This window comes from Geminicoccaceae bacterium (assembly GCA_020638465.1).
GTDB lineage: Bacteria > Pseudomonadota > Alphaproteobacteria > Geminicoccales > Geminicoccaceae > JAGREO01.
Genome location: JACKIM010000001.1, coordinates 1,746,354 through 1,771,651 on the forward strand (window position 1 = coordinate 1,746,354; position 25,298 = coordinate 1,771,651).

Genomic DNA, 25,298 nt, shown 5'->3' on the forward strand with positions numbered 1-25,298 from the left:
AAGCGTGATTGGAGGAGCGTTGTCTCGCATATATTACGGTTTCCCGGAATGGAACGCATCGAAGCGTTGCCGGACCGACGGGCATGTTTCAATGCGCGGCCGGAAACTTCCGCGGCTGCGCTCTTGGTTACGCATAATGACAACGTGCCGAAAAAATGGAGATTAACATGGCACGGCTAACAGCCCTCAGACATATCCGCGAAGAAGACCGTGTGGCTCTCTTCATCGACGGCGCCAATCTGTTCCAGGCCGCACGTGCTCTCGACTTCGATATCGACTACAAGCGCCTGCTGGATGTTTTTGCCAGTCGCTCGAGGTTGATCCGAGCTTACTACTATACGGCCCTGCTTGATGAGCAGGAATACTCCCCGATCCGTCCGCTGGTCGACTGGCTCGACTACAACGGCTTTACCATGGTGACGAAGCCGCTCAAGGAATTCACGCAGTCCACCGGCCGCAGGAAATTCAAGGGAAACATGGATGTCGAAATCGCCGTGCAGGCGATGGAGATCGCCCCGTTTGTCGACCATGTCATCCTCATGTCCGGCGACGGCGACTTTCGCGTGCTTGTCGAGGCGTTGCAGCGGCGTGGTGTCAGGGTGACGGTTGTCAGCACGATTCGTCCGCAGCCGCCGATGATCGCCGACGAATTGCGCCGTCAGGCAGATTTTTTCGTGGATCTCGCCCAGTTCGAGGATCTCATCGCCCGGGAACATACGGGTGGCCGGGACGATCAGCGTCGCGATTTCGATGACCATGACGATGATCGCGGAGACCTCGAGGAGGACGACGAAGAGTTCTATGACGAGTGAGAATTCGATGGTGGCGTGGACCGTCCGGTCTGCGCCACCGCCCGACTGCCGCCGCTGTTCCCGACTTGCCGGTTTCCTCGATGAGCAGCGCCGTCGGCAGCCGGCCTGGCACAATCGGCCGGTGCCCGCCTTTGGCGCACGCGATGCCCAGCTCCTCATTGTCGGCCTGGCTCCGGGCCTGTCGGGAGCCAATCGGACGGGGCGGCCATTTACCGGTGATTTTGCCGGGGAAGTGCTGTATGCGGCGCTGGCCCGGCATGGATGGTCGAAGGGCGAGTTCGACGCACGGCCCGACGATGGGCTGCAATTGATCGATTGCAGGATTGTCAATGCCGTGCGTTGCGTGCCTCCGGCGAACAAGCCGACAACCGGAGAAATCAATAATTGTCGGGAATTTCTGCTGGACGAGATCAATCAGACACCGCGTCCTGGCATCCTGTTCGCTCTTGGCCGCATTGCCCATGGGACCCTCCTGCGGGCCCTTGAGATCAGGACCAGCGAAGTTCCCTTTCGTCATGGCCAGGTGACCAGGCTTGCCGATGGCCGTCATCTCGTGTCGAGTTATCACTGTTCGCGATATAACGTGAATACCGGACGACTTACCGTGGAAATGTTCGACAAAGTCATGACCGCCATCGATCGCCTGCGTAGCTGACGCCCCTGTCTGTCTACCCGCAGGGTGCGGACCTCGAATTACCAACCGTGTTTGCGGAGTGACCCGGTGCCGTCCGGGCCATAGGCTGCATGCGTTGGATGCAGTGTGCATTCGACGGCATGCGGGAGATGGCGGGTGTTTGATCGAAGTCTGGAAAACGGGAAGGAGCGGGAGGTGAACCGTGTCGGCGAGACGCTCGATGACCTGCGCTGGCGCATCATCCATGGCGGTGAGGCCGGCAGGAACATGGATCGCTCATTCTTCTATGCCGTGCGCACGACCGGAATTTACTGCCGCCCGGATTGCCGCTCGAAACGGCCGCGACGTGAGAACACGCTGTTCTTCGATGATCCCCGCGACGCTGAAATGGCCGGCTTTCGTCCGTGTCTGCGCTGCCGGCCCCGCGGTGACGATGAAGACAGTCGGAAGCTGATCCAGATTTGTGAGTTGATCGACGCCAGTGACGATGTACCCGTGCTGGCCGATCTTGCCGCGGCTGCCGGGATCGGTGGCGAGCGATTGCGCAAGATGTTCCGCCTTCGGCTTGGCATCACACCGCAGGTCTTTGCCCAGGCGAGGCGACGTCAGCGTCTGCGTGACTTGTTACCGGGGGCGGATAGCGTCACCGGTGCATTTTATGACGCGGGCTATGGCGGGAGCAGTCGTTTCTATGAAAAGGATGGTCAACGACTTGGCATGAAGCCCAAATGCTACCGCCGTGGCGGCGTTGGCGAACGCATCTCGTTCATGACGGCCGATTGCCCGCTTGGCCGCATGCTTGTCGCCCGTACGGCGGCGGGGATCTGTACCATCGAAATAGGCGATGACGATCAAGCGCTCGAAGCGGCCCTGCGCAAGCGCTTCGACAGGGCATGTCTGACACCGGAACCGAGTGATGGTGACTGGAAGCGGATTGTCATGACCGTCATTGACCTGATCGAGGAGCCGCAGCGGAGCCATGACCTGCCATTGGACATCCGCGGTACCGCCTTTCAGGAGCGGGTATGGCAAGGTCTGATGACGATTCCCTGTGGCGAGACATGGTCCTATGCGCAGGTGGCGCGGGCGATTGGTGCGCCGACGGCCGTTCGTGCCGTTGCGAGTGCCTGCGCCCGCAATCCGCTGCTGCTGGCCATCCCGTGTCACAGGGTCGTTCGTGAAGATGGATCGATTGGTGGATATCGGGCTGGAACGGACCGCAAGCGGCATATTCTCGAAAACGAGAGATCGAAGATCAAAAAAAACGATACCGCTTAACCGTTTCTTCACCACGAGGCATTCATTATCCGCTTGAATGGATGTTGCCGGAGATCCCTTGGATGTTTTCGTCGAAACTGCAGCTGTGTCGTACCGGATTGGTAGCAACCGCGCTGGTTCTGACCCTTGCCGGTTGCCAGATGGGTCCGGGCGATGCGCCCCGTACCCCCGGCGCACGTGCGGAACTGGGCGAACTGGGCCCCGCCGCCCAGGCGGAGCGATTGCTGCGCATGGCCAGGGATGCCCAGGGTTCGGGTGATCTGGCAACGGCGGCGGCGCTCTATGACCATGTCCTGGCGCGCGAGCCGAAAAACCTCGACGCCCTGCGGTCGTTGGGGGGTGTTCTCGACAAGCTGGGCCGCCCGCAGGAGGCCAGCGAGGCCTATTCCGCTGCACTGGCAGTCTCGACCGATGATATCGAATCCACACTCGGCTATGCCAGGTCCATGATCGCGCTGGGGCGTCCCGAAGCCGCTGCCGCGCATGTTGACCCCGTCCTCGAAAAACATCCCGATGATCTGCATATCATCAACATGGCGGCCGTGATCTACGACATGCAGGCAGAGCATGCCAGGGCCGCGGAACTCTACCGACGCGGACTGTACTATGATCCGTCGTCAATTTCGCTTCAGAACAATCTGGGTCTGTCGCTGGCTCTTTCCGGTGATACCGAAGGAGCGATCGGCGTTCTGAAGCCTTTGGCCGAGAGCGGTGATTCTACACCTCGCATTCGTCAGAATCTCGCACTCGCCTACGGTCTGAACGGCGACATTCTCGCGGCGAGGAGGATTGCAAGCCTCGATCTCGATGCTGCGGCCGTGGACAACAATCTTGCCTACTATTCCGGCCTGCAGGCCATGCAGCCCAGTCAGACGAGGGCGGCGGTGTTGCGCCCGGATATAACGGCGTTGCCGCTGGGCCAGTCCCGGGAACTCGGGACCAACGTGGTTGTCGGAATTGGGCTGGGCGGAGAAGATCTCTCGGTCGGGGGAGGGCCGGTCGAGAGCTGGTTCCTTGACCTTGGCGAATATGGCACGGCGGAGGCCGCGATTGCGCGCTGGTCCGTCTTGCAGACCCGCTTTGCAGACCTGACGCGCGGCCTGCAGCCCTTGGCCCAGGATGGAACAGGAAACGAACCGCTCCTCGTCGGCCCGGTGGCGACCGCGGCGGAGGCCACCCGCCTATGCCGCGTCCTGAGCGCACAATCAGCTTCGTGTACACCGGTTCAACTGTAAGGAACCCCTGACCCTTTCCCCGCTGGTCCGGATATCATCCGCAATGTAGGCCAGCATGCCTTCCTCAGCCCTGTCCACCAGTGTGAAGAGCTTCGGTAGCTTGGGGTGCATCTGGTCGGCATGGGCATCTGGTCGGCAACCTGACGCCACTGTGCCCTGGCAGCCGCATGGTCGGGTTGGGCGAACGCCGTGGCGATGAAGGCCGAGACAGCCTGGTGGCTGTTTTCCCGGCATGTACCAAGGCATTGTCTCACGGGCCGGCCTGCCATTTGCCCGGTCCTGATGAAAAGGGCTTGAGCGCCCGGATATTCGCCAGCACAAGAAGGTTCATTCCATCGCTTCAGGTGTCGAACACCGAGGCCATCGTCGGTACGGACCCATGACTCGCCTCAATGCCTATCTTCAATCGCTCGGTCGCCGCAGTCTTTCGACCTTCTGGGAAATGGCGCGGATCATGGTGCCCATCATGATCCTGATACGCATTGCCGAGCATTACGACGTGATCGCCCGCATCAGTCCCGTCTTCGTGCCGGCAATGGAGCTGGTGAACCTGCCGGGTGCGGCGGCCATTGTCGTCCTGACCTCGATACTGGCCAGTCCTTACGGTGCCATTGCGACGCTGCCGCTGCTTCTGGGCCTCGACATCACCGTTGCCCAGCTCACCGCCATTTGTGCCATGATGCTGTTTGCCCATGCCATTCCTGTCGAACAGGCGATTGTCGCCCGGGCGGGTGGATCGTTCTGGGGCACGACGGCCGTGCGCCTGCTGGCCGCTGTCATCGCTGCCTGGCTCATCGACATCGTCAGCCGGACGACCGGCTATCTGGCGCAGCCAGCCAATCTTTCCCACTTTGCCGGCCTGGCCCGTCCGGAATCCACGCTCGGCGAATGGGCATGGGCCAGTATTTCGGGCATGGGACTGCTGGCCGCGATACTCTTTGCCCTGCTGCTCCTGTTCGACATCTTCGATGCCACCGGTTTCACCCGCATCCTCAACGGCATGCTGGCGCCACTCATGCGACTGGCGGGCCTGGATTCCTCTGTTACCTCGATCACCACGGCCGGAGCCCTGCTCGGCCTCGCCTTCGGCGGCGGGCTCATCATCGCTCGCGGCAGGGACCCATCGATCAGCCGTCGTGCGCGTACCGATGCGCTCATCTGGCTGTCCCTCTGTCACGGGTTGATCGAGGACACCGCGGTCATGGTCGCCATCGGCGGCGACTTCTGGACACTGTTCGCAGGCCGTATCCTGCTGTCGCTGGTCATCATCCGCACATGGATCCTGTTCGACAGGCGAGGCAAGGGATGCGAAACTGCTGCGGCCTGAGATGCGACAGAATCAGGCCATGAGCAGCCGCACCGGAACGTTAAGGTCTCCCGTCGACGGTCATTCGCGTCCGTCACGTGTCGGGAATCGGCGGACGGCGATGCGGGCGGCTTCGAGGGCCGTTCTGACCGAACGGGCGATGTCCACCGCTTCTGGACTGTCCCCATGAACGCAGACGGTGTCGATACGGGTGGGGATGCGCTTGCCGGATGCGGCGATGATCGCACCCTCCTTCACCATTTCGACGATTCGTCCGGCGGCTTGTTGTGCATCGTGGATCACGGCACCGGGCAGGCTGCGATTGACGAGCGACGCGTCGTCATTATATGCGCGGTCTGCGAAGATTTCCGCTGCCCAGGCGCACCCCAGTTCACGGGCGGCCGCTTCCATCGGTGTGGCCGCCAGAACCAGAATGGTGATGTCGGGCGCGATGTCGAGGGCGGCCTCATAGCAGGCCCGGGCCATCGCCTTGTCGTTGGTGACCATGTTGGAGAGGGCGCCATGCAGCTTGAAGTGCCGGACTTGGCTGCCCGCCGCCCTGGCCATCGCCTGGGAGGCGCCGAGCTGGTAGCGGATCATGTTCTGCAGGTTTTCCCGGCCGGTGGGGATCGGACGGCGTCCGAAGCCGCGCAGGTCGTCCAGCCCCGGGTGGCAGCCGATGCCAACACCCTTTTCAGTGGCCAGCCGCATGGTCGTGGCCATGACATCGGGGTCGCCCGCGTGGAAACCGCAGGCAATATTCGCCGATGTGACAATATCGAGAATCTGCTCGTCATGGCCCATGACCCATGGGCCGAAGGACTCGCCGCAGTCGGCATTCAGGTCGATACGGTCCATGTGACAGTCTTTCCTTGGTAATGTTGACGGAAGGTTGCCGCTGCCTTCAGCGGCGGGTTGGCAGGTTCAGTTGATCGCGTAACTTTGAAAATCCCTCAATCCTGACTTTCTCCCGTTCAAGAATGGAAAGAAACTTTCGATCCACCGCAAGGCGATATTCGTCGGTCCGACAATGAGCGAGGTTGGGGCAGATCACCTCGATATCGCCCGGAGCGTTGGGGTGCAGGGAAAAGAAGGTCGTCTCGACCCGAAGGCTTTCAATCATCTGGCTGTATCTGGCGAAGGCGGCATCGCTTGCGACCCAGGGGGTCATGATGAAGCGGTCGACGAAGGTTGCCCCTTCGGCTTCCAACCCGGCATGACGCTCGCGATAGAAAGCCGGGTCCACGGGGCCGATATCGAGAACGTCAAGATAGCTCTCGATTGTCCGCGGGAACAGCAGCGGCAGGTGATAGTCCCGGGCAATGGCAATGGTGATGTCGATCAGCTCTGGAACCATCGCCGCACCCATATGAGTGTCGATATGGGTTGGCCTCATCCCGCGTCCGATGAAACGTTCAACTTGTGCGCGCATTTCGTCGTCTGCTGCGATTGGATCGAGGGTCGCGCGAAGTTCGGGAACCCGGTGGGGAAAGCAGCCCTCATTGTCGATCAGGCCCGATTTCTTTGACCGAGTGGAAATGGGTCCCCAGCGGTAATGTCGCCACTCGCTGGTCAATGTCAGGTGAACGCCAAGATCGGCATCATCCCGACCGCCAGCCCACTCCGCGATTTCACCGAACCACGGGCAGGGAACCATGACCGAACCCGTCGTCACGAAGCCCCGGCCGGCAATCTCCATGTATGCGCGGTTGGCGCCATGGCACATGCCGACATCATCGGCATGTGGAATGACGATCCGTTCACCGGCCACGGGACTTGCGATGTTGTCGCTCATGATGATGTCAACAGCATGACGGGTTCTTTCAATATCCGGTTCTGGTTGCGGAAATAGAGCCTGACCTCGACACGCTCGGACATGCCCACACCGGGCTTGTCCGCAACCAGCACCAGGGCATGGCGGTCGTGGGCAGCAAAGCGGAAGCGTCCATCCCCGCCGGTGAGCGTCTCGGCGATGGGCGACAGGCTCGTGATCGTGCGTTCATTGAGAACCACTCTGGCTCCCGCGACAGGTCTGCCATTCGCGTCGATCACCACGCCTTCGAGAATACCGTCATCATGGGCGGAGACATGGAGATTCCAGCCGATGATGATTGCGGCAAGCAGGGCGAACGTGATCACGACCCGATTGAACAGCCATTCGCGGGCAAACTTCATGGGGTCAGCCCTTCCGCGCGCCGGAGGTCAGACCGGCGATGAACTGCCTTTGTGCCAGCAGGAAGACCAGCAGGCCGGGCGCGAGGACCATCACGCAAAAGGCGTAAAGTGCGCCGGTCGTGTCCTCGAAATAGGCCAGGAATGTGGAAAGTCCCAAGGGCAGCGTCTGCATGTCGACATCGCGGACGATGATCAGGGGCCAGAGGAAGTCGTTCCAGGACCAGATGAACGACAGGATGATGTTGGTGGCGACCGCGGGCTTGGCCAGGGGCAGCATGATCTTGAGCAGGATCTGCCATTCCGGCACGCCGTCGATCTTGGCCGCCTGGATGAGCGACGGCGGGATCGCGTCGAAGCTCGCCTTGAAGAGGAAGATGCAGATGATGTGCGAGAAGGCCGGCAGCGCCAGGCCGAGATGGGTGTTCAAGAGGCCGAGCTGGGCCGTGATCAGGTAGGCCGGGATGATCGTCGCGTGGAACGGGATCATCATGCAGGCGAGCAGGAGGAGGATCATCCAGCGCTTGCCCGGGAAGCTCTTGGTCAGGGCGAAGCCGGCCGCCGCGTTGATGATCAGGTTGGCGACGATCGCCATGCCGGCGACGATCACGCTGTTGAGGAAGAAGCGCGGGAAGGGGATCGCGTACCAGGCATCGACGTAGAAGAAGGGCTGCGGATCGACCGGCCAGAGCGACGGCGGGTAATTGAAGATGTTCTCGCCGGTGATGCTCGTCTTGATGACCCAGTAGAAGGGCACGAGCATGACGAACGAGACGATCACCAGGATCAGGTGGATCGGCCAGCGGGGATAGCGATGCATCGACTTGCTCCCCTAGTCCGCGATGTCGACGCGGCCGGCATCGCCGCCGGCGAGCAGGTTGCCGATGAGCGCAATGCCGACGAAGAGCAGGAACATGACGATGGTCAACGCCCCGGCATAGTCGAACTGGGTCAGCGTGAAAGCCGTCTTGTAGACATAAGTGATAAGCAGCTCGGTGGCATGGCCGGGTCCGCCGCCGGTCATCACGTAGATCAGGTCGAAGCTGGTGAAGGACGCGATGATGCCGATCACGAAGCAGAGGAAAAGCGAGGGCCGGAGCAGCGGCAGGGTGATCCGCCAGAACTGGCTCCAGCGGCTGGCCCCGTCGATCGAGGCGGCCTCGTAGAGGTTCTGCGGGATGCTCTGCAGCCCGGTGAGCAGAATGATCATGAAGAAGCCGACGATCTGCCAGATGGCGGCGGCGATCACCGAGGGGAGCGCCGTGGCGAAGCTCTCGAGGAAGGCGATGGGCTCGTCGATCAGGCCGAACGAGCGCAGGCTGAAGTTGATCAGGCCGACCCGCTGGTCGAAGAGCCAGCGCCAGATGATGCCGACCGCCACGACCATGAGCGGGTAGCTGAGGAAGATAATGGTGCGGTAGATGCCGCGGCCCCTGATCCGGCTGTTGACGAGCAGCGCCAGCAGCAAGGCGAGGATGATCGCGATGGGCGCCGTCAGCATGTACTTGAAGGTGTTGACCAGCGCTTCCCAGAAGACGTCGTCGTAGAGGAACATCTCCTCGTAGTGATAGAGGCCGGCGAACTCCGCGGGCTTGGTCGGCGACCAGAACTGGAACGAGAGCACGCCGTTCCAGAGCAGCGGGATGATGCGGAACAGCATGAAGATGGCGAGCGCCGGCAGCAGCATCAGCCACACCAGCAGGTACTCGCGATGGCTCTTCCTGGCGAACACGCAGTCGTTCCCGAAGCGAGCGAGGGAGGCGCCGCCGGCGGCGACGCCTCCCGCTGGTCTCAGCCGCGCCGGAGCACGCGGTTGACCTTGTTCTCGGCGTCGGCGATCGCCTCGGCCGGGTCGCGCTGGCCGAGGAGAGCTGCCTGGATGTCGGGCCAGAAGGCGTCCTTGATCCGGGCGTCGAGGGGCGTCACCCAGTTGCCGGTCTGCTTGTCCATGTTGGCGAGCGAGAGCTCGAGCGTCGCCGCCTTGAGCGGGTCGTCGAGCCCGGCGATGAGCGCCTCGTCGACCGAGTTGTTCAGCGTCAGGATGGTGAAGTTGTCCGCCATGATCGTCTGCCACTTGTCGTTCAGGGCGATCTGGATGAAGTCGAAGGCCTCGTCCGGATGCTCGGTCGAGGCCGAGATGCCGAGGCCGTGCGCGTTCGGGACACCCCAGCCGCCCGGCCACTCCACCACGCCGAGCGTGTCGGCATTGGCCCAGTCGGCCTGGCCCATGATCCAGAAGAGTGCCGCGCCGTGGCCCTGGTACATGCCGATGTCGCCGGCGGCGAAGGCATTGTTGGGCTCGACCCAGCGGCCGGTCCAGGAGATCGGGTTGATCGCCCCGTCGGTCGTCGCCTTCGCGAGGCGGGTCACGACGTCGACCATCTCGGGGGTGTTGAACGCGGCTTCGGTCATATCGGCATTCAACAGTTCGATGCCGTTCATCGCCATGATCGACCAGTACAACCAGTCGAAATTCAGCGTGATGAAACCGGTGCGTCCATCACCGCTGTCCTTGATCCTGTAGGCGGCATCCAACAACTCGTCGAAGTTCGAAGGTGGAGTAGAAATTCCCGCTTCTTCGAAGAGCTTCTTGTTATAGACCATCAATGTCTTGGAATAGTAATAAGGCAGCATATACTGGTGATTGTTATAGTTCCACAGTTGCATGCCATCCTTGTTGTAGCGGGCTGCAACGTCGGGTTCCTTTTCGAGATAGGGATCTAGTGGCACCAGTCCATCGTTGGCGGCATACTCCGCCCAGAGCATTCCCTGCACGTCGATGATATCCGGCGCCGTCCCGGCGGCGAGCTGGGTCTGGTAGAAGGCACCGAACTCGGTTCCCTTCTTGTCCAGCCATTCGACCGTGAAATCGGGATGCAATTGCTGGAAGTCGGCAATCCACCCGCGGAACTTTTCCTCGTAGATGGGAAGGTTCCAGGTGAGCAGCGTGAGTTTCTTCTCTTGCGCCTGCGCCGCACCGCCGAAGGTTGCCGCCAGCGCGACGGATGCGGCGACCGTGGAATGAAACTGTCGTCTTTGCATGGTCTCATCCTTTCCAGAGGATCGGTGGCGACGGGAGTGTCACGCAATCCGATCCTTCCTCCCAATCAAGGATTTTCGATCCGAAACAAATGTTTCACAGATCGTTCATGTAAACTTCAGTGCGATCTCCCTTCGCTCGACCACCGAACGTTCGGCTTCGAGGCAGACGACGACGGCCTTGCGGCCTTCGCGTACATCAATGAGCGGTTGCCCGTGATCGAATTTCTCGACGGTGAGACGGATCTGTTCGGCGAGTTCGAATACTTCTCCGGATTTTCCCTCAAGATTGATTTTCTCGGGCGCTGTCATGCCAACAGGGCCGACGAAAAGATCGAAGACCGGTTCGGTGCTGGCCGCATCGTTTGCCGACCATGTTGCACGTATGGCGCCTTCGCTGCCGCTGACCTCGACGACAAGGTAGTGGCCGAAACCTGACAGCGTCTGGGCGACGCAGGCCAGTCCCCCGCCGGAAAACCGGATGGTGGAAGCAAGGTTGTCGATCATCTTGTCAGCCGCTTCGCTCAACGTTCCGTGGGCGTTGACGCTGAGCGGGTCGCCGAGGCTTTCGAGATACCACATGGCAAGGTCATAGAAATGGACCGGCTCTTCGAGGATCCATGAACCGACGGCGGAGGAATCGTGCCGCCATCCGCCCGCGCCCGACCGATAGGGGTGACGGAACAATGTCACGTTGACGAAACGCGGGCGACCGATACGGCCCTCATCAATGAGCGACTTGATTCGCCGCCATTGTACCGACAAGCGCAGTTCGAAGCCGACCGACAGCAGTTTCCCGGTCCGGTCGACGGTTTCAACCAGCCGGTCACAATCGGACAGCGTTGTTGCCAGCGGCTTTTCGACGAGCACGTGATGGCCATTTTCAAGGGCGGCGATGGCCATCTCCGCGTGCCGGGCGTTGGGAGAGACAACATCGACGACATCAAGGTCCGGCGTGGCGACCAGCCTGTGCCAGTCGGTCGTGATCTCCGCATGGGGATAAGCAGCTTTCGCCTCCATGGCAGACCGTTCACTGGCAACGGCGATGGTCGCCAGTTCGGCACCCGGCGCCCGCGCGATCGATTCCGCGTGCAGTTTGCCAAAGCGGCCGAAACCGATCAGGCCCCATTTCTGTGTCATGTGCCTCTCATCGCAATCCACGCATCATCGCAAGGTGGCTTCCGGCAATTGGGCAACCTCGTCGGTCACCAGCACCCGGCAATCGTTGTGCTCCTGCAACAATGACGCGGGTACGGCGGCAGTCTTCGGGCCATGCAGCAGACGGCGGGCGATCGCACTTTGCCAGGGACGGTTGAGATAGAGCCGCACCCGGCGTGCCTCGATGATTTCCTTCATGCCGACGGTTACGGCATGACGGGGAATGCGCTGGATGTTGCCTCGAACGGCAGTGACGCTGTTGATGACCCGGGTTTCGACGGAAAGCTCGACCACCCGGCTCGGCCATGCCGCAAAGGCATCATCGCTGATGGCATCATTCTCGTTCGGTGGATCGTTGAACGCCACGTGACCGGTGATGCCGACCCCGCCATAGCAGACATCGACCCCGCCGAATTTCTCGATGGCACGGGACACATTCGCCGGATCGGCCGGATCGGGAAAGATGCGCTGGTCTTCAGGTGGGGAAAGCGCCGGATCGAGGCGTTGCCAGAAATGGCGCTCCATGTGGCCGCGAAAGCTCAGCGGGTCGGCAATATCAATGAAGTTTCGACCATCTTCGGTCAGGTACTCATCCATGTTGATGACAACCAGATCGCGAAGACTGATGCCGTCGCGATTGCAGTCCTCGGCGACCAGATCAAGCGCGCCAACCGGGCCGACCGGAACGATGTACACGACCTTTTCACGTCCGGCCGCCCTGGCATCGCGGAAGTCGGAGAGCATGTCGTCGGCCATGCGCCGGATGAGTGCTGGCGCATCGGCTATCTTCTCGAACCGGAAACGGGTGTCGCGTCCGAGCGCTTCGGGCGAAATGGCCAGAGCCCTTGCGGTCAGCTCATCCATGCAATGGTACTCCCCGGGCTACAGCCTTGCCGGTTGCAGCATCGAACAGGTGAAGGTGTTCAGGTGAGAAACGTAGCCGCAGCGTTTTGTTCGACAGGTCGATCATGCGTGGCGGCAGCCGGGCAACGAGCTCCGTGCCGGCCAGCGAGAAGAATACCAGCGTATCGCTGCCCAGAGACTCGCTGACATCCGGAGTCACCTCAATGGAGGGGCCGGGGCCCGGATCGGCGTGAAATTCTTCAGGTCGCAACCCCACGAGAAGCCGTGTACTTTCGGCAAGCCCGCTCCAGGACTGCGGCATGGGGCCGATATCGACATGACGGCCATCGGCCAGCCGAAGCACTCCGGCGTCGCCGTTGCGGACGAACCCGGCCGGAAACAGGTTCATCGTCGGTGCGCCGATGAAGCCCGCGACATAGCTGGTGGCCGGATGATTATAGACCTCGTCGGGCGTGCCGACCTGTTCGATGATGCCGTCACGCATGATGACGATACGATCGGCGAGTGTCATTGCCTCGACCTGGTCATGCGTGACATAGACGACCGTCGTCGAAACCCTCAGATGCAGGCGCTTGATTTCCGTGCGCATCTGCACCCGCAGCTTGGCGTCGAGGTTGGACAGGGGCTCGTCGAACAGGAATACCTGCGGATCCCGGACGATCGCCCGGCCCATGGCGACGCGCTGGCGCTGACCGCCCGACAATTGCTTGGGCCGTCGATCGAGCAGCGGTTCGATTTCGAGGATCCTGCTGGCTTCCCGGACGCGGCGATGGATCTCGTCCTTCGAGTAGTTCCTGTAGCGCAGGCCGAATGCCATGTTTTCGAAAACGGACATGTGCGGATACAGGGCATAGTCCTGAAACACCATCGCGATGTCGCGCTCTTTCGGAGGCAGCTCATTGACGACCCGATCACCGATGCGGATCGTCCCCGAACTGATTTCCTCCAGACCGGATATCATGCGCAAGGTTGTACTCTTGCCGCATCCGGAAGGGCCTACAAGGACGATGAATTCCCGGTCGGCGACATCAAGACTGATCCGATCGACGGCCATGACATTGTCGTAGTGCTTGCTGACCTCGTCGATCCGGACGGTGGCCATCAGATGTCGCCCAACATCTTGCGTCTGGCACACCAGATCGACAGGCCGGAACCATCATGCATGGCCATTTCTCCCCAAAGGGAAGATTTCACAAGCGCATTTATAATTCAAGCCCGCAGGCTCGGCTCCGGTCGGCGATCATTGTCCTGATGATATCTGCGGGCAGGCTGGAACCATGAAATGCCCTCAAGTGAACCTTGTCAGGTAATTTTCGCCGAGTTCCGCGGAAATTCTGGCAAATTCGGGTGCCAGGGCCTGAGGTTCCGGCGCTTCCATGTGGCTGCCGATCCAGCCCAGGAGGGCGAGGCGGCGCAACATGACGAATGTCTCCATTTCACGTTCTTCGTTGATCGGCAGAGGTCTCAGGCGGCGATAGCCGTCGGCCCATGCCTGCCGGAGCGCGGGAACTTGCGGACTGTCCTCCATGAAACTGATCGCTGCCGCGAAATCGTACAGGAACCAACCAAAGCCACAGTCGTCGAAATCAATGAGATGGGTTGTTTCTCCGTCGATCAGGAGATTGGCCAGCCGCATGTCGGCATGAATCAGGCCGTAACGGTCGCTGCGTTCGCCGAAGCGGCGCAGGCGGCCGATGACTGTTTCCTCGACCCGTTCGAGAATGACACGGATCGTGCCTGTCACCCCGGGACCGTCACGCCAGTTCCCCCACGTGGGATATTCACCGAATATGGTGTCAAGGTTCCACTTCAGGCGTTCGAACAATTGCGGCCTGCGCCAACTCATGCTGTGGAGATGGGTGCGGGCTGCAATTTCGCCAAGCGAGTGGAATGCCGCCGCAAGTTCCTGGTCTTCACTTGGTTGCAGTCCGTCGACATGTTCGAACAGAACCATGAAGCGGGGGTGCGCCAGTCCGTCGATACCGGCCTGCTGGATGGCTTCGCCATCCTTTCCCGGAATGAAGGCCGGCGTGGCGACGGTTCCCTCGGTCCGCAGCGCGCCGGACCATGCCAGTTCGCATTCTATGGCTCTTTTCGTGTGATATCCCTCGCGGTGGACGCGCAGGACCCATCGCTGCGAACCAGCCTCGACCAGGAAGGTGACATTTTCAGAAACGTTGATGAGTCGCGTGGTCGACTCCGGTGGAAGGTCCCACAGCGACAGGGCATGGTTGGCCAGCATTTCAACATGGCCGAGAACGGAATCGAACGCCATGACATCCATCGATAGGCAGTTGTCGGGGACTAGTGCTCAGACGCATTCACTTCGTTCATTCACCCGAGTACCAGTTTCTTGTTTTTGCATCAATTTATCCAGTCAGATCAGTATGATCTGTCTGGATCGATGCACTAGAGAATTTCTTCAGGATGCTGGAAACCGCCAACTCTCGGAGCCGGAGGAGCGGATGCATGGTCGTCGAGCGCTTCGGTGAGATTGAGCATCATCGCCTGAGCCAGCAGGGGGGTCGCAGCCTCAAGGTGCACCGCATCGTCCAATTGCCAGGCGGCCCGTCCCGTCCAGCGCCGTTCCATCAACGGGAAGAGGTCCTTGACGGCAGCCTCATCGGAGACTGATGGCCAGGCTTCCAGCATCTGTGCCGCCTCGCTGCGGGCCTGCACCTCGGCATTGGCCGCAGCCTCCTCGATCATGAGTATGAAATGGGCAAGCCCGGCACCGCCCACATGCACGAAACCGCCATCGCCTGCGCAGCGTTCGAGGATGGGCCCGGCACGTTCGACAGCCCGGTCGTCTCCCGAGACCAGCAGTCTTGATCGACCATGTCGTTCAATCCAGGCAATATCGATGTAAAATATCGAACGGTGGCGCATCCTGCGGTAGCGGCGCATGGTATCGCACCAATAACTACCCGAAGGATCGAGCACAATATCACCTGGCTCCATGTGGACGTAGGTGCTGTCGATGCAGTTGTCGACGGCTTGTCCCAGTTCGATATCGAGGACATAGGAGCGCGGATGTTCAATGACCTCGAAATAATCGACCATGGCCGGGACCGTCGCCACTCCCGCCTTTTCGAACTGTCGGGTCTCCTGTTCGTCGCGGGCGAGAGCGATCACCTCGATCCCGGCCGCCCGCAGGCTCCGGTAGAGACCGGTTGCGCAGCCCAATACAGCCACTTTCATGCTTATCTCCCGACCGTTCTTCGCAAGGTTACGCCGAACGGTCGGGTACAGGAACGCGACCGACTAACTCAGATTGTCGACAAGATGCCGCCGGACACTTCAGGTGGGCCGGCATCGTCGCCACCATCATTTTCCCACCGGGCGAACGGGGTTTCGCGGGACGTTGTTTTCGGGGTAAGGATTGGCGCCGGTTGTGGGGAGGAGACGGGGCGGTGATGAACCAGCGTTTCATGATGGTCTATTGCGGCCTGCTCATGGCCATTTCGGCGTTCTCGACCGATATGATCCTGCCGGCCATGGGGTTGATGCGCGACGCATTCGCGACCTCCATGGAGACGGTGCAGATGGCGGTGCCGACCTACATGATCGGTGTGGGCGCGGGACAGCTCATGTTCGGGCCGGCCTCGGACCGGTTCGGGCGGCGCATGACGGTACTGGCGGCGCTGCTGCTGTATCTGGCAGGGACGGTGATGTGTCTCGGTGCGTCGTCGTCCGGGTGGTTGCTGGCCGGCCGGCTGGTCCAGGGACTCGGCGGCGGTGCGGTGCAGGTGATCGCCCGGGCCATCGTGCGTGACGGATCGGCTGGCAGCGAACTCGCGCAGAACATGGCGATGATTTCGGCGATCTTCGCCATCGGTCCCATCATCGCTCCCCTGGTGGGATATGTGGTGACGGCAAGCGGTCACTGGCAGGGAGCGTTCATTGCGCTGCTGGGGCTGGCGGTCATCCTGACCACCCTGGCGCTGATGTCGCGCGAGACATTGCAGATGCCGGTGCCCGATGCGTTGTCGCCGGCAGCCCTGATACGCAGGTCGGTGCGGGTGCTGCGGCATCCGCAGTCACGGCGGTTCGTGCTGTTCAGTGCGCTGGCGATGACCGCGCTGTTGTCCTACCTCACCAATTCCCAGCGGATGTTCGTGGAAACGCTGGGGACCACGCCGTTGGCTTTCGTGTTGCTGTTCGGTTTCTCGTCGACCGGCATCGTCGCCGGACAGTTCGCCAACCGGCAGCTCATACGGCGACTCGGGACGGTTGCGGCGTCGACCATCGGTGCATCGGTGCTGTGCGGCAGTTCGGCGATGATCGCATTGATCGATCTCGCCGGATATTCCACGCCGTGGAGCCTGTGCCTGTGCATGCTGGCGTTCAATACATCCTATCTGGTGGTGTTCGCCAATTCCATCAGCCTCGTTCTCGATCCACATGGCGACATTGCGGGTTTCACCGCCTCCTTCAGCGGCTTTTTCAGTGCGACGGTCGCCAGCCTGCTGGCAGCCGTCATCACGTGGCTTGCCGATGGCGCAATCCTGCTATGGGCATTTTGCATGTTGACCGTGGCGACCTTGTGCCTCGTGATGTTGCTCGACTGGCAGCGACGGACGCCGCCAATCTTGCGCTAGGCGGAGTTCGCGCCTATCAGCGCTGAAAATCCACCGACGGAGGAAGCCATGGACATTCGGATCAAGGGTATGGTCGCATTCGCCGCCCTGCTTGCCGGACCGGTCGCCGCCCATGCCACCGAGGATATCGTCTTCGGCACGAACTGGAAGGCGGAGGCGGAACATGGCGGCTTCTATCAGGCGGTGGCGGAGGGCATCTACGAACGCCACGGCCTCCACGTCACGATTCGCCAGGGTGGCCCGCAGGTGAACCATGCGGCTCTCGTCGCCGCGGGCAAACTCGATTTCTACATGGGCGGCAATCTGTTCGGACAGTTCAACTTCACGCAGGGCGGCGTACCGGTAACGACCGTCGCGGCCTTCTTCCAGAAGGAGCCGCAGGTTCTGCTGGTCCATCCGGATGCGGGGATCGACAGTTTCGAGGATCTCAAGGACAAGACGCTATTGATCGGCAATGACGGCAGGCTGACCTTCTTCTTGTGGATGCAACAGGAATTCGGCCTGTCGGAAGACCAGATCAAGCCCTACACCTTCAACCCTGCGCCGTTCATCGCCGATCCGGACAGCGCGCAGCAGGGCTACATTACCTCGGAGCCGTTCGCGGTGGAACAGCAGGCGGGCTGGAAGCCGGGGCTGCTGGTCATGGCCGACGCCGGCTATGACACCTATTCCACGACCATCGTCGCCCAGAACGCGCTCATCGATGGCGAGCCCGATGTCGTGCAGGCGTTCATCGATGCTTCCATCGAGGGGTGGATCTCGTACCTCTATGGCGACCCGTCGCCTGGCAACAAGCTCATCAAGGCCGACAATCCGGACATGACCGACGAGCAGATCGCCTATTCGATCGCGGCCATGAAGGAGCACGGTATCGTCGACAGCGGCGACAGCCTGGAGATGGGCATCGGAGCGATGACCGACGAGCGCTGGAAAAGCTTCTTCGACAAGGCCGTCAGCTGGGGGGTCTATCCCGCCGATCTCGACTACATGTCCGGCTATACCCTGAAGTTCGTCAACAAGGGGGTCGGTCTCGAACAGAAGAAGAAGCTCCTGGGGCATTGATCACCGGTCGCGGCAATTCCGTCGTCCGCCTGGAACAGGTTGCCAAGACGTTCTCCAACGGTACGACAGCACTGGCCGGCCTCGATCTCGCGGTCGGCCGCCACGAGTTTCTCTCCCTCCTGGGACCTTCGGGCTGCGGAAAGAGCACCGCACTCAGGCTTGTTGCGGGGCTTGGTGCTCCCAGTGGCGGCCGGATCGTGTGGCCAGACGATGGCAGTGCAGGTGACAGGGTCGGCTTCGTGTTCCAGGAGCCGACATTGATGCCGTGGGCGACCGTGCTCGACAATGTCTATCTCCCGCTGCGCATCCGGGGCCAAGGCCGCCGCAGCGTCGAACCGGAATTGCTCGAAGCGCTGGCGATGGTCGGCCTGTCGGGCTTTGAACGGGCCTTCCCGCGCGAGCTTTCGGGCGGCATGAAAATGCGCGTCTCCATTGCCCGTGCCCTGGTCACCAGGCCGAAGCTGCTGCTGATGGACGAACCTTTTGCGGCACTCGATGAAATTACCCGACTCAGGCTGAACAACGATCTTTTGAACCTGTGGCAACGGCAGAATCTGACCGTCGTATTCGTTACCCACTCGGTCTATGAATCTGTCTATCTCTCCTCGCGCGTTGCGGTGATGGCTGCACGTCCGGGCCGCATGACCGCCGAACTCGACATCGACGCACCTTATCCCCGTGACGAAGCCTTCAGGACATCGGAAACCTACAACCGCCACTGCCGGCTGGTATCGAAGGCCCTGCGCGAGGCAATGGGCGATTAGATTGGAGGGCACCGCAAAGCATGGGGGCAGTTGCTGTTGGTGGGGTTTGATGCGACGGTGGCGATATCGCGGGTGAAATGCCGGTAAACGGATCAAGAAGGAACTTCACAAGTTTACAGCAACTTGAACGGCGGGCGTCGGAGGTTGACCAGATTTAGAGTCCCCGATAGGGGATCCGAAAACTCCACGACTTTCACAGAGGTTGAGAAAAGTAATGATTTCACGTATCGGAAATGTTATATATTGGGCTTGCTTAGGTGCTTCTGGAATATTGTTAATATTATCTATAATGGCATTTTTATTTTCTATAATAGAATTTTGGCCTCATGTGTTATACTATACAGACGTTCACGATTATTCGAATGAGCATACCAAGAATATGAGCGTTTTTGATAGGGCTAGAGGCCATTCAAGGCAGCTTGCCCACCAAGATGCTTACTATAGCTTTGTTCGGATATTGAAAGGCGAAGTGGTACTGTTGGCAGTCATCGCGGCAATATTTTTCCTGATCGGAAGATCCGCCAGATACATACTATCCAATAAGTAATCCGACAGCATACCGGCGCTTCTCAGGATCAATGTCATTGTATTCCAAAATGGTCAGTATGAAAATGTTGTATGCACTTTCGCTCAAGTTCGCCATCGCAAGGCTTTAAAGGTTTTTCATGACGGCTCAGTTCCCATTAGTGCACTGACGCATTCTTAAGATTCATATTTTTAGGCTCAGTTCCCATTAGCTGTTGTTCATGCTATGTTCTCCATGAATTTGGGAGAACCGACTGATGCGCAATGAGGAATTCGAACTATTTCTTTCGATGGTTGCTCGCCTTGACGTTGAGCAGAAACAACGGCTCGAAGCGGCGCTTGCCGGTGGCGGGGACGAGGCGGTGGTGATCGAGCTTCTGGAAGCTCGCCTTGGCCCGGAGCCGGCCTGCCCGCATTGCCGGGCGGAAGGTTCGCGGCCGTGGGGCAGGAGTCACGGGTTGCGGCGTTTTCGGTGTGCGACCTGCGGCCGGACGTTCAACGCGCTGACCGGCACACCGCTGGCGCGCCTGCGCAGGAAGGCGCAATGGTTGAGCTTCACCGCCTGTCTTTCCCGAAGTGACACTGTTCGCAAGGCAGCGAAGATCTGCCGGGTGGCGGTGGCGACGAGCTTTCGCTGGCGGCATCGCTTTCTTCGGGCGGGCGTGGCCGATGCCGAGGCGCTTTCGGGTATCGTCGAAGCCGACGAGACCTTCTTCCGGCGTTCGTTCAAGGGGTCGCGGTGCTGGCGAAAGCAGGCTGATCCGCCGCCGCGACCGCCCAAAAGACGCGCCACACCGGCCCGCAAGCGCGGCTTGAGCGACGAGCAGGTACCTGTGCTGGTCGCCCGCGACCGCACCGGATCGACACGCACGGCGGTTCTGACTGACCACAGTGCGGATGCCATTGACGCCGTCGAGCTGTCTGAAGAACGGGGACCAACTCACAGCCAAATTGTTGCGCCCCTCTTTCACAGTTTGGTGCAACACTGGTGCAATGGATTTCAGGTGAATCAGCTAAATCATTGAAAATGATGGTGCCCAGGGGCGGATTCGAACCACCGACACGCGGATTTTCAGTCCGCTGCTCTACCAACTGAGCTACCTAGGCAAATAAAGTGAGAGCGATATATCGGGAGCTTGGCCTGGAGTCCAGACGCTTCAGACGCAAGGTGCTCATATTTGCGTGAAAGCGATATTCCGGTGGGCTGGTCCCGGTTCATCAGGTCCATCCAGGCAACCTCAAGAACCCCGGACATCCGCGCCAACGGCGCCAACGTCAAACTTGACCGGACGAGATGAACGCAGGACCTTCATGAATTATTCGGGCACACACGAATTGGTTGTTCTTGTTTTTTGGGCGGTAGACTCAGGCCCTCTCGCGCACTGCCGTGAACCTGATCTTCGGGAAATCGTCCTGGGCGCGGCCAAGATCCCAGTGATTTCTCGCCATGAAGACGGGGTTGCCATCGCGATCATCGGCGAGGCTGGCCTTCTTCTGTTGCTCGAATTTCGTCAGTTCGGAATGGTCGTCGGCGTCACACCATCTCGCCGTGACAAAAGGAGCGGATTCAAGGTCGATCGGCAGGTTGTATTCTGCCGCCAGCCGTGTCTTGAGCACATCAAGCTGAAGTTGCCCCACCACGCCGACGATCCAGTCGGCGCCGATGCGTGGTCGGAAAACCTGCGTGACGCCCTCTTCAGCCATGTCTTCCAGGGCCTTTTTCAGGTGCTTGGCCCGCATCGGATCGCCCAGCCGCACGCGCATGAGAATTTCCGGTGCGAAGCTGGGAATACCGGTAAAACGCAGATCCTCGCCACTTGTCAGAGCGTCGCCGACACGAAGTTGGCCGTGATTGGGGACACCGATGATGTCGCCCGGCCATGCTTCCTCGGCAAGCCCCCGGTCATGGGCGAAAAACATGATGGGGTTGGAGACCGAGATGGTCTTTCCATGACGGACCATCTTCAGCTTCATGCCACGCTCGAACCGGCCGGAGCACAGGCGCACGAAGGCGACCCGGTCCCGGTGCTTGGGGTCCATGTTGGCCTGGACCTTGAAGACGAAGCCGCTCACCTCATCTTCGTCGGGGTGGATCGTGCGTTCGATGCTCGGCTGCGGGCGAGGCGGTGGTGCATGGTCGACCAGCCCGTCGAGGAGGCTGCGCACCCCGAAGGTCTTGAGGGCGCTGCCAAAGAAGACCGGCGTGAGATGTCCCTCAAGGTAGGATTCGAGATCCATCCCGGGCAGGGCACCGCGCACGAGTTCGAGCTCTCCCTCGGTTTCACTCATCTGTTTTTGTGAAACCCGTGTCGCCAGATGATTGCTCGTGCGACTTACGATGTCTTCGGCAATGGCTCCCTTGCTCTCGTCGAGCAGGATCACCCGGTCGCTGCCCAACTCCATCACTCCACGAAAATTCTGCCCCATGCCGATCGGCCAGTTCGCGGGCGAGACATCCAGCGCAAGCTTGTCGGAAATCTCGTCAAGCACTTCGAGGGGATCGCGGGCTTCTCTGTCCATTTTGTTGACGAATGTCATGATGGGAATATCGCGAAGTCGACATACTTCGAACAGTTTGAGCGTCTGGGCCTCGATGCCCTTGGCCGCGTCAATCACCATCACGGCACTGTCGACAGCCGTCAGCGTTCGATAGGTATCCTCGGAAAAATCCTCATGGCCGGGCGTATCGAGCAGGTTGAAGGTACAACCGCGATAGTCGAAGGTCATGACCGAGGTCGAAACCGAAATGCCGCGTTTCTGTTCGATCTCCATCCAGTCGGATTGCGTGCGGCGACGCTCGCCGCGTGCCCGCACCTCACCGGCCAGATGGATGGCTCCGCCCATAAGCAGGAGTTTTTCAGTGAGCGTGGTCTTGCCGGCGTCAGGATGCGAAATGATCGCGAACGTACGGCGACGAGACGCCGCTTCGCCGGTGGTAAGCTGTTCGGCCACGGAATCGGATGCTCCAGTTTGGTTGCGCGAACCAGTTCAAGACGCAGGAGGGCGGTAGCGCCGCCGGCACGACTGGTCAACCATGCTTGCCCGATCCAATATCTTGGCCTGCCGGAGGAACTTCGCAAGACCTTGATACCGACAGCGGGCGGGGTCGTCCGCAATGATCTTTCTGCATCGATCGCGCTCGGGAGGGGCAGGCTTGAGGTTGTCGGTCGCCTTTGACGAACCGTGCAATGCGTCTCATTCCTTCCTTGACCCGTGAGCCACAGTCTGTTTCGACTGCGGCCGTCGCTCACTCCGGATCGCTCGTTGCGAGTGATTTCCGTACAACCCTTATGTGTGAGATCGCTCGATGCTGCGTACTCTCGCCTTTCTTGGAGCCCTGTTTTTCGCCATGACGAGTTCAGCCAACGCTGCCGATCCTGAAAATACACTTTACATCGACACCGACCACGGCCGGATCACGGTCATGATGATGCCGGATCTGGCGCCGAACCATGTTGCCCGCATCAAGGAACTGGCACGTGAGGGGTTCTATGACGGTGTGGTGTTCCACCGCGTGATCCCCGGATTCATGGCCCAGACCGGCGATCCCACCGGAACCGGAACCGGCGGTTCGGACAAGCCCGATCTGCGTGCCGAGTTCAGCCGGACGGCAAAGTTCGAGCGCGGTACAATCGGCATGGCGCGCACCCAGAATCCGAACAGCGCCAACAGCCAGTTCTTCATCATGTTTGCGCCTGCACCCCACCTCAATGGCCAGTACACCATCTGGGGACAGGTGATCGATGGCATGGATGCCGTCGACAAGATTGCAAAAGGGGAACCGCCAGCCCATCCCGACAAGATGAACAAGGTCAGCGTCGCCGCCGACGTCGACTAGAGAGACTCCCGTTCAGGCGGACTGGCCTGAACGGTCCCGAGCCGGAAAAAGGGCCCCGATCTGTCGTGACCGGGCCCTTGATCCCTTCTGGTCCGGAAAGCTTCAGGCGCTGCGCTGGTTGTGCTTGCGGGCCATGATCGACTTTGCGGTCTCGACGGCCACAGCCGCATCCCGGCAATAGGAATCGGCGCCGACCGCTTCCGCAAACTGCTCGTTGAGGGGAGCTCCGCCGACAAGTACGGTGTAGTCGTTGCGGATGCCCTGTTCGACCATCGTGTCGATCACGACTTTCATGTATGGCATGGTTGTCGTGAGCAGTGCCGACATGCCGAAAATGTCCGGCTTGTGTTCCTCAAGGGCAGCCAGGTACTTGTCGACGTCGCAATTGATCCCGAGGTCGATCACATCGAAGCCTGCGCCCTCCATCATCATCGACACGAGATTCTTGCCGATGTCATGGATATCGCCCTTGACGGTGCCGATGACCATTTTGCCCACCGGCGGGGCACCGGTCTCGGCCAGCAGCGGGCGAAGGATGGCCATGCCACCCTTCATCGCATTGGCAGCGAGCAGCACCTCGGGCACGAACAGGATGCCGTCACGGAAGTCGACGCCGACAATGGTCATGCCTCCGACGAGGGCTTCGGTCAGGACATTGTAGGGCTCCCAGCCACGCTCCAGGAGGATCTCCACGCCCTCGCAGACTTCGTCCTTGAGGCCGTCATAGAGGTCATCCTGGATCTGCTTGACCAGTTCGTCGTCATCAAGCTCGCGCAGGTCGAGATCACCTTCGTCATCGCTCATCTGTCAGCTCCCGAAAAACCCTTGCGTTCATCCTGAAGCGTTCTTCAGGCTTGTTCCATGCCCACGGTAGCAGTGCCAGCCGTCAGATCGAACCGCATTCTACCCGGCTTTCGATCTACTCTTCGGCAGGTTGCGCTGCTTTCGGCGTCACGACCTCACGGAACGCGAAAGCGACACGGGCAATTGGCACCTCATAATCATACAGGTTTATTTTCCTTGATCAATGAAAAATGGCAGCGCCTTCAATTCTTGTTAACGATCCCTATGCTAGACTGTTACGGTCGATAGAAAGGGAAAAGCCTTGTCGGTTGTCTCGGCACCTTCGGATGCCGTAGGGGTGCGCACGCGGGCCGTATGGCTCGCGTGCGCAGTTCTGTCGGTTAATATGCTCATCATCGCCTCATTCATTTTTCTTCGGTTGGCGATGATGGCTGGCTGGTGGGACCGGGCACGCGGGTTGAGCGTGTCGGTGCGAGATCTTGCACAGTGGGCTTTCGCGTTGGAGTTGGGGCTTGCGGGCCTTCTCTCCCTTTGTTGCCTGGGCCTGTGGCGATCCTTGCCGGCGGGTCTGATTGCCCTGTCAATGAGCGCCCTTGCCGTTATCGAACTGTCCGGTCTGCATTACGCTGTCGAGGCGGCGCTCAACGTCCATCTGATGCATGTGGGCCTGACCGGTGATCTCGTGCACAGACTGGGTAAACTCGGGGTGTATGTCATGATCGGCCTTCTCGCCGCGGCCCCGGCCATGCTCGCCATGCAGTTCTCCGGTGAGCGCAGCGAACTCGTTCTCGTGAAGCGTTTTTTATTGATCCTGCTGGCCTTGGCGGTCGGGTCCGGTTTGACCGATACATTGGGTGGCTTCGTCAAGCCGTTGATCAGTGGCGGGAGGGGTTCGCTGGTCCTGCTGGAGATGACCGGCGAACTGCTGTCGGCGGCGTTTGCCGTCTGGCTGCTGGCCGACCAGCTTGACAGTGGACGGCACGCGAGCGGGCTGTTGCCCGCCAGCGGGCTCGTCAATCCGTCAAAGTGGTTCCAGACGCTCGCGGCAGCGCACGTGCCAGCCATCGGAAAGTCTCGATGGAAATTCGCCTCCGGTTGTCATGATCGGCACCGGAATACTCCATGACGAGGCAGGAAACCCCGCGAGAAGGAAAATGCGGCAAAACATCGGCCTGGATGGAATTTCCGATGACAGTCGAACGTAAA

The 25,298-nt window shown here is 60.3% G+C and carries 24 protein-coding genes, 1 tRNA gene and 1 pseudogene; 11 read left to right on the plus strand and 15 right to left on the minus strand.

The annotated features are described in order from the left end of the window. The first annotated feature begins 167 nt into the window (after window positions 1-167). From H6851_08320 to H6851_08335, 4 genes are all read left to right on the plus strand, one after another. Entirely contained in the window at window positions 168-812 is a 645-nt protein-coding gene (locus H6851_08320; protein ID MCB9943607.1) for an NYN domain-containing protein, read from the plus strand. Next, window positions 751-1,467 carry a uracil-DNA glycosylase gene (locus tag H6851_08325; protein ID MCB9943608.1) on the plus strand — a complete coding sequence of 239 codons (717 nt, stop codon included), beginning with the start codon at window positions 751-753 and terminating at the stop codon, window positions 1,465-1,467. Before H6851_08320 ends, H6851_08325 begins: the two co-directional genes overlap by 62 nt. Window positions 1,468-1,602: 135 nt before the next feature. After that, window positions 1,603-2,724, plus strand: a complete 1,122-nt coding sequence (gene ada, locus H6851_08330) for a bifunctional DNA-binding transcriptional regulator/O6-methylguanine-DNA methyltransferase Ada (protein MCB9943609.1) — start codon at window positions 1,603-1,605, stop codon at window positions 2,722-2,724. Window positions 2,725-2,786: 62 nt separating this feature from the next. Further along, complete coding sequence (locus tag H6851_08335; GenBank protein ID MCB9943610.1) at window positions 2,787-3,959, plus strand: tetratricopeptide repeat protein; 1,173 nt, start codon at window positions 2,787-2,789, stop codon at window positions 3,957-3,959. A 42-nt stretch (window positions 3,960-4,001) separates the two neighbouring features. Here H6851_08335 and H6851_08340 read toward each other — a convergent pair. Further along, window positions 4,002-4,206 (minus strand): annotated as a pseudogene (locus H6851_08340) (IS256 family transposase). Window positions 4,207-4,338: 132 nt separating this feature from the next. Here H6851_08340 and H6851_08345 point away from each other — a divergent pair. Beyond that, entirely contained in the window at window positions 4,339-5,286 is a 948-nt protein-coding gene (locus tag H6851_08345; protein ID MCB9943611.1) for a nucleoside recognition domain-containing protein, read from the plus strand. 60 nt (window positions 5,287-5,346) lie between these two features. On the opposite strand, the gene H6851_08350 is transcribed toward H6851_08345, so the two are convergent. The 11 genes from H6851_08350 to H6851_08400 form a co-directional block, all read right to left on the minus strand. Next, complete coding sequence (locus H6851_08350; protein MCB9943612.1) at window positions 5,347-6,123, minus strand: 5-oxoprolinase subunit PxpA; 777 nt, start codon at window positions 6,121-6,123, stop codon at window positions 5,347-5,349. Between the two features lie 46 nt (window positions 6,124-6,169). Further along, window positions 6,170-7,060, minus strand: a complete 891-nt coding sequence (locus H6851_08355; GenBank protein ID MCB9943613.1) for a polysaccharide deacetylase family protein — start codon at window positions 7,058-7,060, stop codon at window positions 6,170-6,172. After that, entirely contained in the window at window positions 7,057-7,440 is a 384-nt protein-coding gene (locus tag H6851_08360; protein ID MCB9943614.1) for a carboxypeptidase regulatory-like domain-containing protein, read from the minus strand. Before H6851_08360 ends, H6851_08355 begins: the two co-directional genes overlap by 4 nt. A gap of 4 nt (window positions 7,441-7,444) precedes the next feature. Continuing rightward, complete coding sequence (locus tag H6851_08365; protein MCB9943615.1) at window positions 7,445-8,257, minus strand: carbohydrate ABC transporter permease; 813 nt, start codon at window positions 8,255-8,257, stop codon at window positions 7,445-7,447. 12 nt (window positions 8,258-8,269) lie between these two features. Beyond that, the gene (locus H6851_08370) at window positions 8,270-9,169 is read right to left on the minus strand and encodes a sugar ABC transporter permease (protein MCB9943616.1); all 900 of its coding nucleotides are present in this window, start codon (window positions 9,167-9,169) and stop codon (window positions 8,270-8,272) included. Window positions 9,170-9,228: 59 nt separating this feature from the next. Next, window positions 9,229-10,479, minus strand: coding sequence for a sugar ABC transporter substrate-binding protein (locus tag H6851_08375; protein ID MCB9943617.1), 1,251 nt, complete (start codon window positions 10,477-10,479; stop codon window positions 9,229-9,231). A gap of 105 nt (window positions 10,480-10,584) precedes the next feature. After that, a complete protein-coding gene (locus H6851_08380; protein ID MCB9943618.1) occupies window positions 10,585-11,616 on the minus strand; it encodes a Gfo/Idh/MocA family oxidoreductase in 1,032 nt (343 codons plus the stop codon). 24 nt (window positions 11,617-11,640) lie between these two features. Continuing rightward, entirely contained in the window at window positions 11,641-12,498 is an 858-nt protein-coding gene (locus tag H6851_08385) for a glucosamine-6-phosphate isomerase (protein MCB9943619.1), read from the minus strand. Then, entirely contained in the window at window positions 12,491-13,600 is a 1,110-nt protein-coding gene (gene ugpC / locus H6851_08390; protein ID MCB9943620.1) for a sn-glycerol-3-phosphate ABC transporter ATP-binding protein UgpC, read from the minus strand. The genes H6851_08385 and ugpC overlap by 8 nt, the downstream gene beginning before the upstream one ends. 186 nt (window positions 13,601-13,786) lie before the next feature. Next, window positions 13,787-14,773, minus strand: a complete 987-nt coding sequence (locus tag H6851_08395) for a phosphotransferase (protein MCB9943621.1) — start codon at window positions 14,771-14,773, stop codon at window positions 13,787-13,789. A 134-nt stretch (window positions 14,774-14,907) separates the two neighbouring features. After that, on the minus strand, window positions 14,908-15,699 hold the full coding sequence (locus H6851_08400; protein MCB9943622.1) for a hypothetical protein: 792 nt from the start codon (window positions 15,697-15,699) through the stop codon (window positions 14,908-14,910). Window positions 15,700-15,914: 215 nt separating this feature from the next. Between H6851_08400 and H6851_08405 the strand changes: the two genes are divergently transcribed. From H6851_08405 to H6851_08420, 4 genes are all read left to right on the plus strand, one after another. Continuing rightward, window positions 15,915-17,099: an MFS transporter gene (locus H6851_08405; GenBank protein MCB9943623.1), complete on the plus strand. Its 1,185-nt coding sequence runs from the start codon at window positions 15,915-15,917 to the stop codon at window positions 17,097-17,099. Window positions 17,100-17,147: 48 nt separating this feature from the next. Next, on the plus strand, window positions 17,148-18,161 hold the full coding sequence (locus tag H6851_08410) for an ABC transporter substrate-binding protein (protein MCB9943624.1): 1,014 nt from the start codon (window positions 17,148-17,150) through the stop codon (window positions 18,159-18,161). Next, window positions 18,158-18,925, plus strand: a complete 768-nt coding sequence (locus H6851_08415) for an ABC transporter ATP-binding protein (protein MCB9943625.1) — start codon at window positions 18,158-18,160, stop codon at window positions 18,923-18,925. Before H6851_08410 ends, H6851_08415 begins: the two co-directional genes overlap by 4 nt. 782 nt (window positions 18,926-19,707) lie before the next feature. Next, entirely contained in the window at window positions 19,708-20,475 is a 768-nt protein-coding gene (locus H6851_08420; GenBank protein MCB9943626.1) for an IS1595 family transposase, read from the plus strand. A 6-nt stretch (window positions 20,476-20,481) separates the two neighbouring features. On the opposite strand, the gene H6851_08425 is transcribed toward H6851_08420, so the two are convergent. Both H6851_08425 and H6851_08430 read right to left on the minus strand, forming a co-directional pair. Further along, window positions 20,482-20,557, minus strand: a tRNA-Phe gene (locus tag H6851_08425). A 258-nt stretch (window positions 20,558-20,815) separates the two neighbouring features. Further along, the gene (locus H6851_08430) at window positions 20,816-22,402 is read right to left on the minus strand and encodes a peptide chain release factor 3 (GenBank protein MCB9943627.1); all 1,587 of its coding nucleotides are present in this window, start codon (window positions 22,400-22,402) and stop codon (window positions 20,816-20,818) included. Between the two features lie 355 nt (window positions 22,403-22,757). Here H6851_08430 and H6851_08435 point away from each other — a divergent pair, with 355 nt between their 5' ends. After that, window positions 22,758-23,288, plus strand: coding sequence for a peptidylprolyl isomerase (locus H6851_08435; protein MCB9943628.1), 531 nt, complete (start codon window positions 22,758-22,760; stop codon window positions 23,286-23,288). 102 nt (window positions 23,289-23,390) lie between these two features. Here H6851_08435 and H6851_08440 read toward each other — a convergent pair whose 3' ends face one another. Further along, window positions 23,391-24,092: a corrinoid protein gene (locus H6851_08440; GenBank protein MCB9943629.1), complete on the minus strand. Its 702-nt coding sequence runs from the start codon at window positions 24,090-24,092 to the stop codon at window positions 23,391-23,393. A gap of 337 nt (window positions 24,093-24,429) precedes the next feature. Here H6851_08440 and H6851_08445 point away from each other — a divergent pair, with 337 nt between their 5' ends. After that, window positions 24,430-25,218, plus strand: coding sequence for a hypothetical protein (locus tag H6851_08445; protein ID MCB9943630.1), 789 nt, complete (start codon window positions 24,430-24,432; stop codon window positions 25,216-25,218). Window positions 25,219-25,298: the final 80 nt, after the last annotated feature.

What these genes read in the sequence shown, in the direction of transcription:
- H6851_08375 (MCB9943617.1), bottom strand. Translation starts at nt 10,479, where the DNA reads ATGCAAAGACGACAGTTTCATTCCACGGTCGCCGCATCCGTCGCGCTG.
- H6851_08360 (MCB9943614.1), bottom strand. Translation starts at nt 7,440, where the DNA reads ATGAAGTTTGCCCGCGAATGGCTGTTCAATCGGGTCGTGATCACGTTC.
- H6851_08355 (MCB9943613.1), bottom strand. Translation starts at nt 7,060, where the DNA reads ATGAGCGACAACATCGCAAGTCCCGTGGCCGGTGAACGGATCGTCATT.
- H6851_08325 (MCB9943608.1), top strand. Translation starts at nt 751, where the DNA reads ATGACCATGACGATGATCGCGGAGACCTCGAGGAGGACGACGAAGAGT.
- H6851_08405 (MCB9943623.1), top strand. Translation starts at nt 15,915, where the DNA reads ATGAACCAGCGTTTCATGATGGTCTATTGCGGCCTGCTCATGGCCATT.
- H6851_08395 (MCB9943621.1), bottom strand. Translation starts at nt 14,773, where the DNA reads ATGGCGTTCGATTCCGTTCTCGGCCATGTTGAAATGCTGGCCAACCAT.
- H6851_08400 (MCB9943622.1), bottom strand. Translation starts at nt 15,699, where the DNA reads ATGAAAGTGGCTGTATTGGGCTGCGCAACCGGTCTCTACCGGAGCCTG.
- H6851_08345 (MCB9943611.1), top strand. Translation starts at nt 4,339, where the DNA reads ATGACTCGCCTCAATGCCTATCTTCAATCGCTCGGTCGCCGCAGTCTT.
- H6851_08420 (MCB9943626.1), top strand. Translation starts at nt 19,708, where the DNA reads ATGCGCAATGAGGAATTCGAACTATTTCTTTCGATGGTTGCTCGCCTT.
- H6851_08385 (MCB9943619.1), bottom strand. Translation starts at nt 12,498, where the DNA reads ATGGATGAGCTGACCGCAAGGGCTCTGGCCATTTCGCCCGAAGCGCTC.
- H6851_08440 (MCB9943629.1), bottom strand. Translation starts at nt 24,092, where the DNA reads ATGAGCGATGACGAAGGTGATCTCGACCTGCGCGAGCTTGATGACGAC.
- H6851_08320 (MCB9943607.1), top strand. Translation starts at nt 168, where the DNA reads ATGGCACGGCTAACAGCCCTCAGACATATCCGCGAAGAAGACCGTGTG.
- H6851_08335 (MCB9943610.1), top strand. Translation starts at nt 2,787, where the DNA reads ATGTTTTCGTCGAAACTGCAGCTGTGTCGTACCGGATTGGTAGCAACC.
- ugpC (MCB9943620.1), bottom strand. Translation starts at nt 13,600, where the DNA reads ATGGCCACCGTCCGGATCGACGAGGTCAGCAAGCACTACGACAATGTC.
- H6851_08380 (MCB9943618.1), bottom strand. Translation starts at nt 11,616, where the DNA reads ATGACACAGAAATGGGGCCTGATCGGTTTCGGCCGCTTTGGCAAACTG.
- H6851_08410 (MCB9943624.1), top strand. Translation starts at nt 17,148, where the DNA reads ATGGACATTCGGATCAAGGGTATGGTCGCATTCGCCGCCCTGCTTGCC.
- H6851_08365 (MCB9943615.1), bottom strand. Translation starts at nt 8,257, where the DNA reads ATGCATCGCTATCCCCGCTGGCCGATCCACCTGATCCTGGTGATCGTC.
- H6851_08350 (MCB9943612.1), bottom strand. Translation starts at nt 6,123, where the DNA reads ATGGACCGTATCGACCTGAATGCCGACTGCGGCGAGTCCTTCGGCCCA.
- H6851_08435 (MCB9943628.1), top strand. Translation starts at nt 22,758, where the DNA reads ATGCTGCGTACTCTCGCCTTTCTTGGAGCCCTGTTTTTCGCCATGACG.